Raw genomic sequence first — 15291 nt, 5'->3', positions numbered from 1 at the left:
CCGCCTTTCTTGTTATCCTTCCATCGTTATCACCGCCCGGGTGCAAACCCCTCCTATCGGCGGATTGAATTTTGAGACTTTCACGGTGACTTTCTCTACCGTCGGGTAATGCTCCCGTATTTTTTCAATTACATTAAAACCAATGTGTTCCAAAAGTTTGGCCGGCTCTTTCATGACCTTGGCCGTTAGCTGGTAAATGGTTTCGTAGTTGACGGTCTCGCTCAGCTTGTCGTGTTGTGCGGCACGGAAAAAGTCCGTGGTAATGGTAATATCCAGGGCGTATTTATTTCCGATGCGTTGCTCTTCGGGATAATAGCCGTGATATGCAAAAAATTCGAGTCCTTCAAGACTGATCGTTCCCAAGGGTGTCTATTAAATTTGATCAAAAAATGAACCGCCGCCTGATTTTTTCGGCTGGCTGTTTTCTCTCGGCCGGTTGACGCCCGTCGAAGAATCTCTCGCTTTCTCTGCCACCTTATGCATTTCCGCCAGCACCTCTTCGGCTTCTTCCGCGGCGGTTTTAGGTGTTTGTCTTGGCCTGTTGAAGGCAACCTGTTCTTCGCGGACAGGCTCTGGTTCCGGAACGGGCGCAGGCTCGGGCTCGGAAATTGCCGCGACAGGGGCTACTGCCGGTATTTCTTCTTCCGGCTCAACCGCCTCCGGCAATTCTGGATCGACTTCAAAAACTGCTTCCGGTTCAGGTTGCTCTTCTGTCGCGATTTCAAATACCACTTCCGGCTTGTCGTCCTGCAACACTACCTGTGCCTCGGGCTCTTCGGCTGTTTCTTCTACTTCTATTTTCACAGGCTGCTGGAATACGATCTTCTTAGGAATCTCGATTTCCGCGATGTGCTTTTTAATGTCCTCCATTTTATTGAGGACGGACTCCTTGTCGTATTTCTGCTCGAAGCGCTCCACTGTCTCCAGCGCGCTGTTGGCCAGTGAGCTCAGTTGTACAATGAGGTTATCCCGGAAGTTCTCGATAGCGCGGAAATCGCGTTCCTGTATTTTTACTTCCTGTGCAAAATCCTCCTTGAAACGCGCCAGCCGGTCCTCGGTTTGTTTGATGATCTGGCTCGTGCGCTGTTCCGCTTCCGCTACCAGGTCGTTCGCCGCCGTACGCGACTCTTCTATTCTTTTTTCCGCGTTTTCGTTGGCTTCTTTCTCGATTAACTTACTGGTATCTTCGGCTGCTTTTAAGGTTCTGAATAAGGTTGATTCGATATCTTTCAACTTCGCCAATTCCTTCTCCGCGTATTCCAGCTGCATCTTCAGCAAGTTGTTTTCGCTTGAATACCGCTCCCATTCCTGAGACAGAGAGTTCAGGAAAGCATCTACTTCGTCCGGGTCATAACCTCTGAAAATCTTTTCAAAAGTGTGCTTGCGTATCTCTATAGCGGATATTTTCATGATGCATTCTATGCTTTGATGCCTAGTTAAAAACGGTCGTGTAAGTTAAAGATATATGAATCATTTTTCAAAGTATTTACCAACATTACCATATTATAAGTATTGGCTTACGAGACCTCCCAAACCGATATCATACGGTCGTCGCTGCACGAAATCAACTGATTTTCATAACCCGTCCAGAGCAGTTTGTTGACCGACGTTCCATGGCCCGCATGACGTGCCCGGTCGATAATTTTTTTAAGCTTGAATGTGGCTGCGTCCCACAATTTTATGGACTTGTCCATACTGCAGGTAGCAAAGAGGGAGCGGTCAGGACTGAATGTAATGTCGTTGATCGCGTACATGTGCGCGGGGATGTCGGAAACAATGCCGTATGCATCGTTGACGTCCCAGATTTTCAGGTGCGCGTCCCGACCGGTCGTAAAGAGGTATTTGCCATCCGGTGAATACTTAACGGAAAATACCGAGTTTGTATGCGCCTGAATTGTCTTTTTTAATTTAAAACCGTCCAGGTCGAAGATATGCACGTTGCAATCGCTGTCGCCGGTTGCGAATTCATTGGTATCGATATTCACCGCAATGCTGCGGATACTCTTGTCTGCGATTTTGATATGCTTCTGAACGGCGAAGGACGGAACGTCGATCACCGCCACCACGCCGTCACCTAATGCAACAAGCGCTTTGTCTCCGGCAAACCGAATGTCAAAAATGGCCGAAGTGGTTATTTTCGAGGTCTTTTCAATGGCATTTTCTTTGATATTCAAAACCTGAATACCTTCAAAATTCTGCCCGATCCATAGCGAATCGCTCCTCTCGTGCAATGCGAGCGCATATACGGATGTGCCCGCACGTGCGACGAGCTTTCCAAGATCGGGCTTTTGCAAATCCCATTGGATTACGAAGCCATCGGCCCCCGCGGAGTAAAAGCCGCGCCCCGTTTCATCAGAAATAATTGTATAAACACTGTCCCTATGACCGGAAAAAGTATCTACTTTGCGAATATTCATCTTGATAGTTTTGTAGCAAACAGTATTACCATGCCCCTCGTTCATTCCGAAAAGATACAAGATAGCAGCACATTACTGCTCTGGAAACTGACGGAAACCGAAGCGGAACTTCAAAATGCTCTGGGGAACGGCTTTAACCAGGAGGAGCTCGACAAAATATCCCATCCGCAAAAAAAACGCGAATGGCTCGCCAGCAGAATGTTGATCAAGACCCTGGCCGAACAGTTTGGGATCAACTACGTGGGCATTCACAAGGACGAGCACGGCAAAGCGTTCCTGATCGACAACGATTCGCATATTTCCATTACCCACACCGCCGAGTTTGTCGCCGTGGCCATTAACCCGGCAGCCGCCATCGGGATAGATATGGAAAAAACGGATGCAAAACTGCAGCGTACCTCGAAAAAATACCTTTCCCCACCCGAGTACGACCATGCCCGGGACGAAATTGACCGCCTTTGCATGTACTGGTGCGCGAAAGAGGCTTTGTATAAATTGTACGGAAAGAAAAAGATCAGTTTCCGGGACTCTATTTTCATCAGCCCGTTTGAAAACTCCGACATTACCCTGAGAGGAAGCCTTACCGACGAGGACATCATCGTTCCCTCAAACATTCACATTCGCTGGTTCGATGGCCATTGCCTGGCCATCGCGCTTTGATATCAGCTTTCGGGAAACTCGTCGAGCGTCGATTTGAGTATTTTCTCAATTTCCCTGATTTTGTCCTGCTCGCTGGTTTTTTCGTAGGAAAGGATCAGGTTACGCAATACCCGTTGCACGATTTCCAGATTGGTGCAGGGCTGGTAGAAAATATCCTTGGATTTGATATTCAATTGGGCGATATAATGGTCTATATCTGTTTTGGAAAAAATGATCCCGCGGTTGAATACATTAATATAGAACTGGGTCTTATCGCTCTTATAGGTAAGCACAAACAGATTAGGCAAATTGACCCCATACACCGGCATTCCCAGCTTTCTCGCAATCAATAAATAGATCACGCACAAAGTAATGGGGTTACCGCGGCGGCTTTCGAGCACCGAGTTGATCATCGAATTGGTCGGTGAGTGGAAATTCTTGGTGTTTGCCGCGAAATTCATCACACCGAAAAAGATACTATTAATGCGTTTAACCTGGTCTACCGCATTCATTTCCTCCTGGAACTGGATCCAGATGTCATAGTAAAGCTGCTCAATCGTCGTTTTGAGCTTTTCGATTGAAAGGTCGGGATAATGGTAGGTGGCAATGATCCACATACCTTCCAGCAGGTCGAGCCCGCCGCCGTTTTTCCACGCCTGCAACCGTTCGATCATGATACTAAGCTGCAATTCGTGGATCAGTTCCTCGATCTTGCGCTGCACGATCGGATTGAAACTCTCTTCCCATTCAGTCTCCAGAAAAGGTATCACTGTCCCTCCCAACGATAATATCTTCCCTTCAACATGCTGACTCACTTCATGATCTTCATCATCAAGTAAGGATATCAGTGCCTTGATTTCTTTCTGGTCCATTTTCCTCAAATCTGCGTTTTACAACCAACGGATAAATAAAAACATTTTTTTTTAATGGACGTCAAATTTTCTACTTTTGCCCGGAAAAAAAGACGGCCCGAAACCGCGTTTTTCATGGTAACTGTGCGCTATTTGCGTCCTGCTGCATTGTTTGGAGTCTTTTTTGAATACCATCTATACCACCATATTTTTATAAAAAACGCACATAACGCATGAAAATTCTCGTTACCGGAGGGGCCGGATTTATCGGTTCTCATACCGTGGTGGAGTTGCACAATGCAGGGTTCGAACCGGTCATTATCGACAACCTGTACAACTCCAATCTCAACGTTTTAGAAGGAATCAAAAAAATCACCGGCAAAACGTTTCCATTCTACGAAATCGATTGCAATGATGCCGACAAGGTAAGGGCCTTGTTTGAAAAGGAAAAGTTCGACGGCGTTATCCATTTTGCAGCGTACAAGGCTGTGGGAGAGTCGGTTGAAAAGCCTTTGAACTACTACGAAAACAACCTGATTTCACTTCTGGTACTGCTTCGCGCCATGAAGGAATTCAATGTCGATAAGTTCGTTTTCTCCTCCTCGTGCACGGTATACGGCCAGCCCGAAAAACTGCCGGTAACCGAAAGCACTCCACGCCTGCCGGCCAACTCGCCGTATGGCAATACCAAGGCGATTGCCGAGGACATTATCCGCGACCATGTGCATTCAGGTCCGGGAATTAAGGCGATCTCGCTCCGGTATTTCAACCCCATCGGCGCGCACGAAACATCGCTGATCGGTGAGCTGCCGAATGGCGTGCCGAGCAACCTGGTACCATTCATTACGCAAACTGCCGCCGGTCTTCGCAAGTCGCTCACTGTGTTCGGCAACGACTATGACACGCCCGACGGCACCTGTATCCGCGACTTCATCCACGTGGTAGACCTCGCGAAGGCTCACGTGAAGGCGCTCGACCTGCTCGAATCGCAGACGGATACTAACTATTATGATGTATTTAATGTAGGAACGGGAGAAGGTTATACCGTTTTGCAATTGATTAATACTTTTGAGGAAGTAAACGGCGTGAAACTCAACTACACCATCGGGCCACGCCGCGAAGGGGACGTCGAGAAAATCTACGCTCAGTCCGATAAGGTAAATAATGTAATGAAATGGCGTGCCGAAAAAACCATGGCTGACGCGCTTCGCGACGCATGGAACTGGCAACTAAAACTAAAAGCTGAAAAATGAAAAAAATCTTGATTACGGGAGGTGCGGGTTTCATCGGCTCACACGTTGTTCGCCGGTTTGTCAACTTTCACCCAGAGTATCATATTTATAACCTCGACGCGCTTACATACGCAGGTAACCTCGAAAACCTGCGCGACATCGAGAATGCGCCGAACTATACATTTGTAAAAGGCGATATTGTCGACGCGGCATTTATCGACAAGTTGTTCGCTGAAAACGATTTCCACGGCGTTGTCCACCTGGCAGCCGAAAGTCATGTCGACCGTTCGATCACTGATCCTATGTCGTTCGTCATGACGAATGTAGTTGGAACTGTAAACCTTTTAAATGCTGCTAAAAAGGCATGGAAGGACGATTTCAGCGGCCGCCGTTTCTACCATGTTTCAACCGACGAGGTTTATGGGGAACTGCACGATCCCGGCACATTCTTCGTGGAAACAACCAGTTACGACCCGCGCTCGCCTTATTCAGCTTCGAAAGCTTCGTCCGACCATTTTGTAAGGGCATATCATAATACCTATAAGCTGCCGATAGTCATTTCAAACTGTTCCAACAACTACGGTCCAAACCATTTCCCTGAGAAGCTGATCCCACTGATGATCCACAATATCATCCAGAAAAAACCACTTCCCGTGTACGGAAAAGGCGAAAACATCCGCGACTGGCTGTTCGTGGAAGACCATGCGATCGCGATCGACGTGATTTTCCATAAAGGGACGAATGGCGATACCTATAATATCGGTGGGCACAACGAGTGGAAGAACATCGACCTCGTGCACCTGCTTTGCAGCATTATGGACCGCAAGCTCGGTCGTAGCGAGGGTGAAAGCGTGCAGCTGATCACTTACGTAACCGACCGCGCCGGGCACGACCTGCGTTACGCGATCGATGCCACAAAGTTGTCGGAAGAACTGGGCTGGAAACCTTCTCTGCAATTCGCGGAAGGCCTGGAAAGAACGGTTGACTGGTACCTTACCAACCAGGACTGGCTGAACAATGTAACCTCCGGTAATTACCAGAAATATTATGATGAAATGTATCAGGATAGATAATCCGGTCATTTCTTTACTCAATTGAAACTCTATTTATGAAAGGCATTATTCTGGCCGGCGGTTCCGGTACGAGGTTACACCCGCTTACGTTGGCAGTCAGCAAACAGCTCATGCCTGTTTATGACAAACCGATGATATACTACCCGCTCTCAATCCTGATGCTGGCGGGTATCCGTGAAATCCTGATCATTTCGACGCCGCATGACCTGCCGCATTTCGAGAAGCTGCTTGGCGACGGAAGCCGCCTCGGCTGCGAGTTCAGCTATGCCGTGCAACCGAGCCCGGATGGCCTCGCGCAGGCATTCATTATCGGTGAAGAATTCATTGGCAATGATAAAGTGGCGTTGATCCTGGGAGACAATATTTTCTACGGATCGGGCCTTTCGACATTGCTTCAATCCAACAACGATCCCGAAGGCGGCGTGATCTTCGCGTACCAGGTACACGATCCGGAGCGTTACGGCGTTGTAGAATTTGATAAATCCAATCATGTGATTTCCATTGAGGAAAAACCCGTGGAACCGAAATCCAATTATGCAGTGCCGGGCTTGTACTTCTACGACAACGACGTCGTTGAAATCGCTAAAACGATCCCTCCGTCACCACGCGGCGAGCTCGAAATCACGGACGTGAACCGGGTTTACCTCGAACGCGGCAAGCTGAAAGTAGGCGTCCTTAACCGCGGCACGGCATGGCTCGATACGGGCACATTCCAGTCGCTCATGCAGGCCGGCCAGTTCGTTCAGGTGATCGAAGAACGGCAGGGTTTAAAAGTGGGCTGCATTGAGGAGATCGCATACCGCATGGGCTTTATTAATGCAGAACAATTGCGTGAAATCGCCAGGCCTCTTTTGAAGAGCGGCTATGGCACTTATCTGGAACGCATTGTAGCCAATGCCTGACGGGCAGCGGCACCGGCAGTAGCACATTATCCTATTCGAATGAAGTTTTTGGTAGAGGAAATCGAAGAATATTCCGCAGCCCACACGGAGGAAGAGAATGCATTGCTGAAATCTCTCAACAGGGATACCCACGCCAACGTTCTCAGCCCCCGTATGCTCTCGGGCCATTTACAGGGCAGGTTCCTTTCAATGATTTCCAGGATGATCAGGCCCGACCGCATTCTGGAAATCGGCACTTACACCGGCTACTCGGGCATTTGCTTTTGTGAGGGGCTGAACCCCGGTGGGAAGCTCATTACCATCGACGTAAACGAAGAACTCGAGAGCTTCACGAGGCGATATTTCGATCAATCGCCTTTTAAGGACCAGATCGACTACCGCGTCGGCAATGCGCTGGATATTATTCCTACGCTCACCGATACGTTCGACCTCGTCTTCATCGATGCGGATAAAATCAATTATTCTTCTTATTTTAACCTCTGCCTCGAAAAAGTACGCTCGGGCGGGTTCCTTATCGCCGACAATGTGCTATGGAGCGGCAAAGTCGTTGAGCAGTTGAAAAAGGTTGACAAAGACACGCAGGCATTGCTGGATTTCAACCGGATGGTCCATGAAGATCCCCGGGTATCCAATATCCTGCTACCAATCCGCGACGGATTGATGATTCTTCAGAAATTATAGTACTCAATAGTCAGGCGTTTTTACTTTTTATGGCCAGAACTTCCACTAACAACATTATCACTTTTGTTATCGTCCTGCTGCTGACCTGCAATATGGTTTACGCACAGGCTCCCGAAATCCCGTCCAGCGTCTCTTTCGGCGGCATTACCGTCAAGTTCGACAGGAGCGCGCAGGATATTATCGAGGAAGACGTCAAAAGCCTGATGTCGAACCGGAAATTCTGGGAAGAAAAAATGGACCGCGCCATTATGCACTTTCCTATCGTAGAAGGCATTTTAATGGATGAGGAAGTGCCTATCGACTTTAAATACCTGGCCGTTCAGGAAAGTTCTTTCCGCCCCGATGTGGTTTCGAGCTCAAATGCGGTCGGTTACTGGCAGTTTAAGCCGGAAACCGCGCGTGAACTGAACCTGCGTGTGGATAATGATGTGGATGAAAGAAAGAATATCAGCTCCTCCACACACGCTGCTGCATGGTATCTGAAAAAGAATAACCAGCAATTCAACAACTGGGTTACTACTCTGTATTCCTATTATCAGGGAGCAGGTGGCGTGAAGAAAGTCGTTCCCGCGAGTTGGGCATACGCACGTGAGGTGACGCTCAATGGCAAAACCGACCGTTATATGCTCCGTTTTTTTGCCCATAAAATCGCATTGGAATCGGGTATCGAGCGTTACAAGTCGCCTAATGCCTTTGTTTTGATGGAATCGGATTATGGCAAAGGGCAATCGCTTGATGAAATCGCCAGATCATTGGGAGTTCCCGCAGCGGAACTGAAAAACCATAACAAGTGGCTCAACGATGATAAAGTGCCCAACGACCGCGAGTACCTCGTTACACTGCCGGTACCCGTCGATCAGGTTGCGACCGTACGCGAAAAGCTATCGCTGCCGCCCCGTCAGGCGTCCGTTGCGTCGGTTTACGAGGATACCGGGTTTCCAGTCCTGAAAAAATCGGCTGTTCAGCTGCAAGAGCCTAATTCCCCTACACTTTACGAAATCAATGGCTTGCCGGGTATCGAAGCCCGCGTCGGCGATAAGCCCAAGACTCTGGCGAAAGCGGCCGGTATCCGCACCCCGCGTTTCATGCGCTACAACGACCTGCTGGCAGACATGCCGCTCGTTCCGGGGCAGGTATATTACCTCTCGCGCAAGCACAAAAAAGCGGCCACGCCATCTCATACGGCCCGCCCTGGCGATACCTGGCTGAGCGTGTCCCAGCAATATGGTATCCGTTTGGTAAATCTCTTGAAATTTAACCGTACCACGAGCCGTAACTACCCTATTCAAACCGGCCAGGTGCTATTCCTGACGAAAAAACGGCCGCGCAAACAGCCTATCGAGATTATTGCTCCACCGCAACAAAATCCCCCTGCTAAAAAGGATTCAATCATTGCGGCCGCCGGCGTATCGGTCGTTCCGGAAAAAGCACCTGTCTCCGCTACTACCTCACCGGCCGGAACGAACAGTAACATTCCGAGCAATCCATCGGGCCGCAAGAAATACACCCCGGTTTTAGTGGAAAAAAATGACAGCAGCGTAGCAAAAGAAACAGAACCTTCTCCAACGCCTGCCGCTTCCAGCGCATCTAGCGAAAAGGCTGCGTCCAATGCGGCCAATCTGTATAAACCGTCTGCTCCTGCGGCCAAAACACCTGCCGCCGCGGCAAACACCAACGATCGAGTCGTGATTATTACGCAGGAGGATACCAACAGCGCATTCAAATCGAATGAAGAAGAGAAACCGAATGCCAAGTCCGGCACCGCGAGCAAAGTCGTAACGCCAAACACTACCCGGACTACCGCCTCTTCCGGCTCTGTCTACACCCGCATGCGTTCGGAACGTACGGGAGAAGCTGAAAAAGAAGCTCCGGCCAGGAAACAAACCGAGCCTGCCAATTGGAGCAGTGCAGACGAGAAAAACGTGACTACCGCTTCGGCATCGCCCACCTATCACACCGTTGAGCCCGGCGATACCTATTTTGGTATTGCCAGCAAGTACAATCTGTCATTGCGCGAATTGCTGACGATCAATAACCGGTCTGCGCAAAGCCGATTGGTATCAGGGCAACGGCTGCTTGTGTCGAAATCAGGTGAAGAAACCGTACGCACCGAGGCTCCCGCTCCAACCAAAGTGGCCGTAGAACGTCCCGCACCAGCTGCTACATTCAAAACACCGGAAGAGATCAAGGAAGAGACACGCCTTTCGGCGACACCGGGCAGCGAGTTTCATACCGTTCAGAGCGGCCAGACTTATTACAGTATTTCAAAAGCTTACAATATTTCTATCAAAGAACTGCTCGAATTGAATAACTTGAGCGATTCGGATCGACTGAAATCGGGGCAGAAACTGCGTGTGAGAAGAGGTGAGGGAAGTGAAGCAGAAACAGCTAGCCAACCGTCGGGAGCACAAACACATACTGTTGCGCCGGGCGAGACACTCTTCCGCATTGCCCAAAATTACCATACCAATGTGGAAGACATTAAGAAATTAAACAATATGTCCGGAAATAGTGTTATGGTGGGACAAAAACTCAAAATACCTCAGCAATAGGCTGTTATCATTATGATTCTCATTGAAAATACGTGCATTAGCGACGACATCGAAGACCAGGAATTTGTCTGTAATCTCGACAAATGTAAAGGTGCATGTTGTGTGGAGGGGGATTCCGGCGCACCGCTGGATGAGGGGGAACTCGCGATTCTCGATGAGATCTATCCCGAAGTTGAGCCCTACCTGTCCGAAGCTGGCAAAAAGGTAATCGCCGCAGAAGGCACCTGGACCAAAGACTGGGATGGCGACTACGTGACGCCCATTATCAACGGCCGCGAATGCGCATACGCCATTTACGACCAGAAAGGCATTCTCAAATGCGGCATCGAAGAGGCCTATAATGATGGCAAGATCAGCTACAAAAAGCCGATTTCCTGTCATTTGTACCCTATCAGGGTCACGAAATATGAGCAGTACCACGCGCTCAACTACGACCGCTGGGAAATATGCAGCCCCGCATGCAGCCTGGGCCAGCAATTGAAAGTTCCGGTTTACAAATTCCTGAAAGACCCGCTTATCCGCGCATATGGAGAGGATTGGTACCGACAACTTTCGAATGAAATCGACGACAGACAACAGGCCCGCGCAAACGAGCATGAAAAAGGGAAATGACTTTTTCAATGACGTTTACGACGTGGTAAGGCAAATCCCGAAAGGACGAGCGACTTCCTACGGAGCGATCGCCGCATATCTCGGTAACAAGCGGGGAGCAAGATTGGTCGGCTGGGCGATGGGTAGCAGTTACCATGAACAAGGCATTCCGGCTCACCGCGTCGTGAACAAAGCGGGAGAGCTTAGCGCAAGCCAGCTTTTTGAAACACCCACTACCATGCAGGAAAGGCTCGAAAGCGAGGGCGTGAAAGTAGAAAACAACCGCATCGTAAATTGGGAACAATGCTTCTGGGATCCCGAAAAGGAATTGCATTGACATAAAAAATCCCGACCTCCGAAAAGGCCGGGATTTTTTATGGGTTCGGCATTCATTGCAGCGAGATCATTTTTGAACTGGTGCTTTCGATATTCACTTCTTTCACCTTTTTGTCTTTCTTGTGAGACATCTCAAAATAGTAAGTTCCGTCGCTCATTTCATCGAGGTTAAACACGCGGCGGTATTTTGATTCACGCTCGTTGAATACTTCCGAGTAATAGATTTTACCAGCTTTGTCTTTCAACACTACACGCAGTCTTTCATTTGCATTTTTGTCAACCGACAACCGTACTTTGTTGGTGTCGCCTACTTTATACAATGCAGCGTCAAAAACTACCGCACTGGCGGTTTCTTTTTCTTCTTTGTTTTTCTTTTTGTCTGCTGCAAAAGAAGTGAAAGACAAAGTGAGCGCAAAGGCGCTGGTCAGGATGGAAACAATGGAGATTTTCATGGCTATAAGTATTTAAAGTTTGTTCCTGTACAATCGCACAGTTGACTTTAAATAAAAAAAGGATGTGCCACACCTGATTTTTGCAAACCAAACTGCGGCACTTCACACTTTTAATACACTGACGATGAGTAGCTTACAATTATTTTCAAAAATTTTTCAGCTACTTCCATTTTCACAACAGGCTGTTCGGTACCGAACATTTGTGCCTGAAAACGAACGCTTTACACGTGGTTGCACGGAGTTAAATCTTTCCTCTGCTTTCATTCGCAATCTTCTGAATCATTGGCAGCCTGCTGGCGGGTATCGGGTGACGATAGTCCCAGAATGCCGACACGCATACGATCTTCCATTCGCCATTGATCTTTTCAAGCAGCCTTACCTCTTTACTATGGTGAAAATTCTTTTCGGATTTATCGCTATTGAACTGGTCCCAGGTAAGGTAAGCCACATCATCATCATAAAATTTGAAGATCATGTTTTTCCGTTCCACGATCGGGTGGCTGGATACGGGCTCGGGATTATCCTGGATATATTTCCCTACCTGCTTGTTTATATCTGCCCAACCTACATTGGAATCGAAAGTACCGTCATCATTGCTCCAAGCCTGAAAGGCATAGTCGGTTTGCGCATAATTCGATTTCCAGGCGTTGAAATCCCGCGCGAAAAATGATTTTGTTTCATTCTCTATGACAGCTTTAATGGCTTGTTTTTCCTTTTCGAGGTTAGCCTGACGGGCAGCTTCCTCTTCTGCGGCTTTGTCCTTGCAAGAAACACAAAGTACGATGCCTAATAAAATAACTGACAGTGTCTTCATACTGCAAAAGTTTAGTTTGTTAAATAAATAACCGAACTCAATCTTTCAACAAAACATCCATCAGGTGGCATGAATTACACGCCTGATTTTATCAGAAAGTTAAGATTTTTTTGAATATATGCAAGAAAAATCCCTGGAATTGTGTAACCGTTTCCAGGGATTCTGAGTATTAATATATTTTCTAAAATTTACGGCCTGTTTACGCCTGAGGAACGTAACGTTTTGCGGCCCGATCATGCAGTAGCCAAAGGCCGATGAAAGTAATTAACCCATTGATTATGAGCCGTTCAAATCCAAATTTATAACCATTGAACCATTCGGCAGAGTGGTCGTTGATAATGTAGGTCAATATCGGTGCAAGAATGCAGACGAACGGTACGAAGCGGTCCTTCACTGGTCGTTTCAAAAACGCGCCGAACGAGAACAGCCCGAGCAACGGCCCGTAGGTATAGCCCGCCAGGTCGAATACCGCTGTGATCACTTCCTTGTTATTCATCCTGTTGAATATCAGGATTACGAGATAGAAGACCACCGAAAAGCCTACGTGGACCCAGAACTTAATCGACGACCGCTTTTCCTCGGGCCGCTTCTCGATATTCATGAAATCGATACAGAACGCGGTTGTCAACGCAGTGAGAGCCGAATCGGAACTGGCGTAGGTAGCGGCTGTTATGCCCAAAAGGAAGGTAATGCCTACCACCAATCCCAGATGATTCAATGCGAGCATCGGATAGAAATCGTCTGTCTTTGCGGGTGTGGGTATGCCTTGCGCCTCTGCATATACGTAAAGCAACGCTCCAAGCGACAGGAAAAGGAAGTTGACGATCACCAGTACCACCACAAACCAGAACATGTTCTTCTGCGCTTCCCCAATGTTTTTGCAAGTCAGGTTCTTCTGCATTAAATCCTGATCGAGGCCGGTCATTACGATGGCAATAAATACCCCCGCGAAGAATTGTTTGAAGAAGTTTTTTGGATCGTTGGTATCCCAATAAAATATCTTGGAATAGCCGCTGTTTTGAACGCTGGTCCAGATATCGCCGATCCCATGCAAATTCAGCTCGCTGGAAACCAATACGATCGTAAGAATGACGGCGGTAATAAGGAAAAAGGTTTGCAGCGTGTCGGTAACAATGATCGTTTTAACCCCGCCTTTAAAAGTATAAATCCAGATCAGAAAAATGGTAATGGCTACCGCCACTTCGAACGGAATGCCCAACGGCTTAAACAACGCAAGCTGCAATACCTGCGCAGCCACATACAGGCGCACCGCCGACCCCACCGTGCGCGAGAGCAGGAAGAAGCCGGAACCTGTTTTGTATGACCAGAAGCCAAAACGTTGTTCGAGATAGGAGTAGATCGAAATCAGGTTCAGCCGGTAATACAAAGGCATCAGCACCGTACCAATCACCAGGTACCCCAGAATATATCCGATCACCACCTGGAAATAGGAAAACTGGATATTCACCACCGCACCCGGGACAGAAACGAATGTGACGCCCGACAGCGAAGTGCCGATCATCCCAAATGCCACCAGATACCAGGGCGACTGCCGGTTAGCTGTAAAAAAAGTGTTGGTATCCGCGCCTCTGGAAGTAAAAATGGACACTGTGATCAGCATTCCAAAGTAAACTACCAGTATCACCAGGGAAATATAAGGGTTCATTAAAGTGGGTATTTGGGGATTCAGGAGTGGATTAAAAGGCGCTTAAAAGCTTCGGATAGTCTCCGTTTTTAATTAGATTTGCTAATCAAACAGAAATTTGGTTGTTATGCAAGCGCTCACAGATACAGAGCTGGAAATTCTGGAAGAAACCGTAGATACGGACATTAAAAAGCTGGTAATCTACAATGACGACGTGAATACCTTCGATTGGGTGATCGATACGCTGGTCGAAGTTTGCGGCCACACCAGCGAACAAGCCGAACAATGCACGATTATTATCCATTATAAAGGCAAATGCTCTGTTAAGGAAGGGTCTTTCGACGAGCTCGCCGGGATGCGCAACGAAATATGCCGGAGGGGCATTTCAGCGGAAGTGCATTAATTTCGCCCGCCACCGCACTGCCAGCATCAACAAAACGGGTTTTGATGTCCGCTCAAACCCATCACTCAGCATCTTCTTATGAATTATCCCTCACGTCTTATTGAGGAAGCCGTCGCCGAAATCTCCCGCCTGCCGGGGATCGGCAAAAAAACGGCATTACGCCTGGCATTACATTTGCTGAAAAGGGACGAGGAGCAGACACGCTCGCTGTCCGATGCGCTGGTGAACATGCGTACCAAAACCACTTACTGTACCCGCTGCCACAACATCGCCGACGACGTACTTTGCAATATTTGTAACAATAACAAGCGCGATCAGACTACCATATGCGTCGTCGTGGATACGCGTGACGTGCTCGCCATCGAATCGACGAACCAGTACCGGGGCTTATACCATGTACTCGGCGGCATCATCTCGCCGCTGGAAGGCATCGGCCCATCAGATCTTGAAATCGATTCTTTGATGTTAAGAGTAGGCAATGCCGAAGGAGAAGAGCCGGTTCGGGAAGTAATATTAGCATTGAGCCCAACCATGGAAGGTGATACCACTGCTTTTTACCTGCAAAAAAAGTTGAAGGCCACCGGAGTCAAAATAAGCACTATCGCAAGAGGTATCCCCATCGGCGGAGACCTGGAATATGCGGACGAGATCACACTCGGCCGCAGCATTGTAAGCCGGGTGGCTTACGATTAACACTAAACAC

17 protein-coding genes are annotated in these 15291 nt (G+C 48.3%); 10 read left to right on the top strand and 7 right to left on the bottom strand.

The genetic code is table 11. The features are described from left to right. Positions 1 to 12 precede the first annotated feature (12 nt). From folB to AAHB90_RS00910, 3 genes are all read right to left on the bottom strand, one after another. The gene (folB, locus tag AAHB90_RS00920) at positions 13 to 363 is read right to left on the bottom strand and encodes a dihydroneopterin aldolase (protein WP_019940367.1); all 351 of its coding nucleotides are present in this window, start codon (positions 361 to 363) and stop codon (positions 13 to 15) included. Positions 364 to 372: 9 nt separating this feature from the next. Beyond that, positions 373 to 1410, bottom strand: coding sequence for a DivIVA domain-containing protein (locus tag AAHB90_RS00915; protein WP_342083024.1), 1038 nt, complete (start codon positions 1408 to 1410; stop codon positions 373 to 375). A 107-nt stretch (positions 1411 to 1517) separates the two neighbouring features. Continuing rightward, on the bottom strand, positions 1518 to 2417 hold the full coding sequence (locus tag AAHB90_RS00910) for a WD40 repeat domain-containing protein (protein WP_342083023.1): 900 nt from the start codon (positions 2415 to 2417) through the stop codon (positions 1518 to 1520). Between the two features lie 30 nt (positions 2418 to 2447). Here AAHB90_RS00910 and AAHB90_RS00905 point away from each other — a divergent pair, with 30 nt between their 5' ends. Next, positions 2448 to 3077: a 4'-phosphopantetheinyl transferase family protein gene (locus AAHB90_RS00905; RefSeq protein WP_342083022.1), complete on the top strand. Its 630-nt coding sequence runs from the start codon at positions 2448 to 2450 to the stop codon at positions 3075 to 3077. A 2-nt stretch (positions 3078 to 3079) separates the two neighbouring features. Here AAHB90_RS00905 and AAHB90_RS00900 read toward each other — a convergent pair whose 3' ends face one another. Then, on the bottom strand, positions 3080 to 3928 hold the full coding sequence (locus tag AAHB90_RS00900) for a transglutaminase-like domain-containing protein (protein WP_342083021.1): 849 nt from the start codon (positions 3926 to 3928) through the stop codon (positions 3080 to 3082). A gap of 212 nt (positions 3929 to 4140) precedes the next feature. Between AAHB90_RS00900 and galE the strand changes: the two genes are divergently transcribed. Genes galE through AAHB90_RS00865 form a run of 7 tightly spaced genes read left to right on the top strand, consistent with a single transcriptional unit; the run spans position 4141 to position 11275 of the window. Next, positions 4141 to 5160, top strand: coding sequence for a UDP-glucose 4-epimerase GalE (gene galE / locus AAHB90_RS00895; protein WP_342083020.1), 1020 nt, complete (start codon positions 4141 to 4143; stop codon positions 5158 to 5160). Continuing rightward, a complete protein-coding gene (gene rfbB, locus AAHB90_RS00890) occupies positions 5157 to 6212 on the top strand; it encodes a dTDP-glucose 4,6-dehydratase (protein ID WP_342083019.1) in 1056 nt (351 codons plus the stop codon). The genes galE and rfbB overlap by 4 nt, the downstream gene beginning before the upstream one ends. A gap of 35 nt (positions 6213 to 6247) precedes the next feature. Further along, positions 6248 to 7114, top strand: coding sequence for a glucose-1-phosphate thymidylyltransferase RfbA (rfbA, locus tag AAHB90_RS00885; RefSeq protein WP_342083018.1), 867 nt, complete (start codon positions 6248 to 6250; stop codon positions 7112 to 7114). A gap of 39 nt (positions 7115 to 7153) precedes the next feature. Continuing rightward, complete coding sequence (locus AAHB90_RS00880) at positions 7154 to 7795, top strand: O-methyltransferase (protein ID WP_342083017.1); 642 nt, start codon at positions 7154 to 7156, stop codon at positions 7793 to 7795. Positions 7796 to 7824: 29 nt separating this feature from the next. Next, positions 7825 to 10347: a LysM peptidoglycan-binding domain-containing protein gene (locus tag AAHB90_RS00875; protein ID WP_342083016.1), complete on the top strand. Its 2523-nt coding sequence runs from the start codon at positions 7825 to 7827 to the stop codon at positions 10345 to 10347. A gap of 12 nt (positions 10348 to 10359) precedes the next feature. After that, positions 10360 to 10959: a DUF3109 family protein gene (locus tag AAHB90_RS00870; RefSeq protein WP_342083015.1), complete on the top strand. Its 600-nt coding sequence runs from the start codon at positions 10360 to 10362 to the stop codon at positions 10957 to 10959. Beyond that, the gene (locus AAHB90_RS00865) at positions 10943 to 11275 is read left to right on the top strand and encodes an MGMT family protein (RefSeq protein ID WP_342083014.1); all 333 of its coding nucleotides are present in this window, start codon (positions 10943 to 10945) and stop codon (positions 11273 to 11275) included. Before AAHB90_RS00870 ends, AAHB90_RS00865 begins: the two co-directional genes overlap by 17 nt. A 52-nt stretch (positions 11276 to 11327) precedes the next feature. Here the strand turns inward: AAHB90_RS00865 and AAHB90_RS00860 are convergent, their stop codons facing one another. The 3 genes from AAHB90_RS00860 to AAHB90_RS00850 all read right to left on the bottom strand — a co-directional run bounded on the left by AAHB90_RS00860 (position 11328) and on the right by AAHB90_RS00850 (position 14206). After that, entirely contained in the window at positions 11328 to 11726 is a 399-nt protein-coding gene (locus AAHB90_RS00860) for a hypothetical protein (protein WP_342083013.1), read from the bottom strand. A gap of 241 nt (positions 11727 to 11967) precedes the next feature. Then, complete coding sequence (locus AAHB90_RS00855; protein WP_342083012.1) at positions 11968 to 12540, bottom strand: hypothetical protein; 573 nt, start codon at positions 12538 to 12540, stop codon at positions 11968 to 11970. A 199-nt stretch (positions 12541 to 12739) separates the two neighbouring features. Further along, on the bottom strand, positions 12740 to 14206 hold the full coding sequence (locus tag AAHB90_RS00850) for a sodium:solute symporter (RefSeq protein WP_342083011.1): 1467 nt from the start codon (positions 14204 to 14206) through the stop codon (positions 12740 to 12742). Positions 14207 to 14312: 106 nt separating this feature from the next. On the opposite strand from AAHB90_RS00850, the gene AAHB90_RS00845 reads away from it, so the two are divergent. Together AAHB90_RS00845 and recR are read left to right on the top strand one after the other, a co-directional pair. After that, complete coding sequence (locus tag AAHB90_RS00845; RefSeq protein ID WP_342083010.1) at positions 14313 to 14588, top strand: ATP-dependent Clp protease adaptor ClpS; 276 nt, start codon at positions 14313 to 14315, stop codon at positions 14586 to 14588. A gap of 78 nt (positions 14589 to 14666) precedes the next feature. Beyond that, the gene (gene recR, locus AAHB90_RS00840; RefSeq protein ID WP_342083009.1) at positions 14667 to 15281 is read left to right on the top strand and encodes a recombination mediator RecR; all 615 of its coding nucleotides are present in this window, start codon (positions 14667 to 14669) and stop codon (positions 15279 to 15281) included. Positions 15282 to 15291 lie beyond the last annotated feature (10 nt).

The organism is Dyadobacter sp. OTU695 (assembly GCF_038440355.1).
Lineage (GTDB): Bacteria > Bacteroidota > Bacteroidia > Cytophagales > Spirosomataceae > Dyadobacter.
The sequence above is the reverse complement of the archived record's forward strand: the minus strand, read 5'-3'. Positions and strand labels throughout refer to the sequence as shown.

Bases quoted from the DNA above. Each gene is read 5' to 3' on its own strand.
- AAHB90_RS00855 (WP_342083012.1), bottom strand. From the start codon at position 12,540: ATGAAGACACTGTCAGTTATTTTATTAGGCATCGTACTTTGTGTTTCT.
- rfbB (WP_342083019.1), top strand. From the start codon at position 5,157: ATGAAAAAAATCTTGATTACGGGAGGTGCGGGTTTCATCGGCTCACAC.
- AAHB90_RS00905 (WP_342083022.1), top strand. From the start codon at position 2,448: ATGCCCCTCGTTCATTCCGAAAAGATACAAGATAGCAGCACATTACTG.
- AAHB90_RS00900 (WP_342083021.1), bottom strand. From the start codon at position 3,928: ATGGACCAGAAAGAAATCAAGGCACTGATATCCTTACTTGATGATGAA.
- recR (WP_342083009.1), top strand. From the start codon at position 14,667: ATGAATTATCCCTCACGTCTTATTGAGGAAGCCGTCGCCGAAATCTCC.
- AAHB90_RS00860 (WP_342083013.1), bottom strand. From the start codon at position 11,726: ATGAAAATCTCCATTGTTTCCATCCTGACCAGCGCCTTTGCGCTCACT.
- galE (WP_342083020.1), top strand. From the start codon at position 4,141: ATGAAAATTCTCGTTACCGGAGGGGCCGGATTTATCGGTTCTCATACC.
- AAHB90_RS00915 (WP_342083024.1), bottom strand. From the start codon at position 1,410: ATGAAAATATCCGCTATAGAGATACGCAAGCACACTTTTGAAAAGATT.
- AAHB90_RS00865 (WP_342083014.1), top strand. From the start codon at position 10,943: ATGAAAAAGGGAAATGACTTTTTCAATGACGTTTACGACGTGGTAAGG.
- AAHB90_RS00850 (WP_342083011.1), bottom strand. From the start codon at position 14,206: ATGAACCCTTATATTTCCCTGGTGATACTGGTAGTTTACTTTGGAATG.
- AAHB90_RS00875 (WP_342083016.1), top strand. From the start codon at position 7,825: ATGGCCAGAACTTCCACTAACAACATTATCACTTTTGTTATCGTCCTG.
- rfbA (WP_342083018.1), top strand. From the start codon at position 6,248: ATGAAAGGCATTATTCTGGCCGGCGGTTCCGGTACGAGGTTACACCCG.
- AAHB90_RS00880 (WP_342083017.1), top strand. From the start codon at position 7,154: ATGAAGTTTTTGGTAGAGGAAATCGAAGAATATTCCGCAGCCCACACG.
- AAHB90_RS00845 (WP_342083010.1), top strand. From the start codon at position 14,313: ATGCAAGCGCTCACAGATACAGAGCTGGAAATTCTGGAAGAAACCGTA.
- AAHB90_RS00910 (WP_342083023.1), bottom strand. From the start codon at position 2,417: ATGAATATTCGCAAAGTAGATACTTTTTCCGGTCATAGGGACAGTGTT.
- AAHB90_RS00870 (WP_342083015.1), top strand. From the start codon at position 10,360: ATGATTCTCATTGAAAATACGTGCATTAGCGACGACATCGAAGACCAG.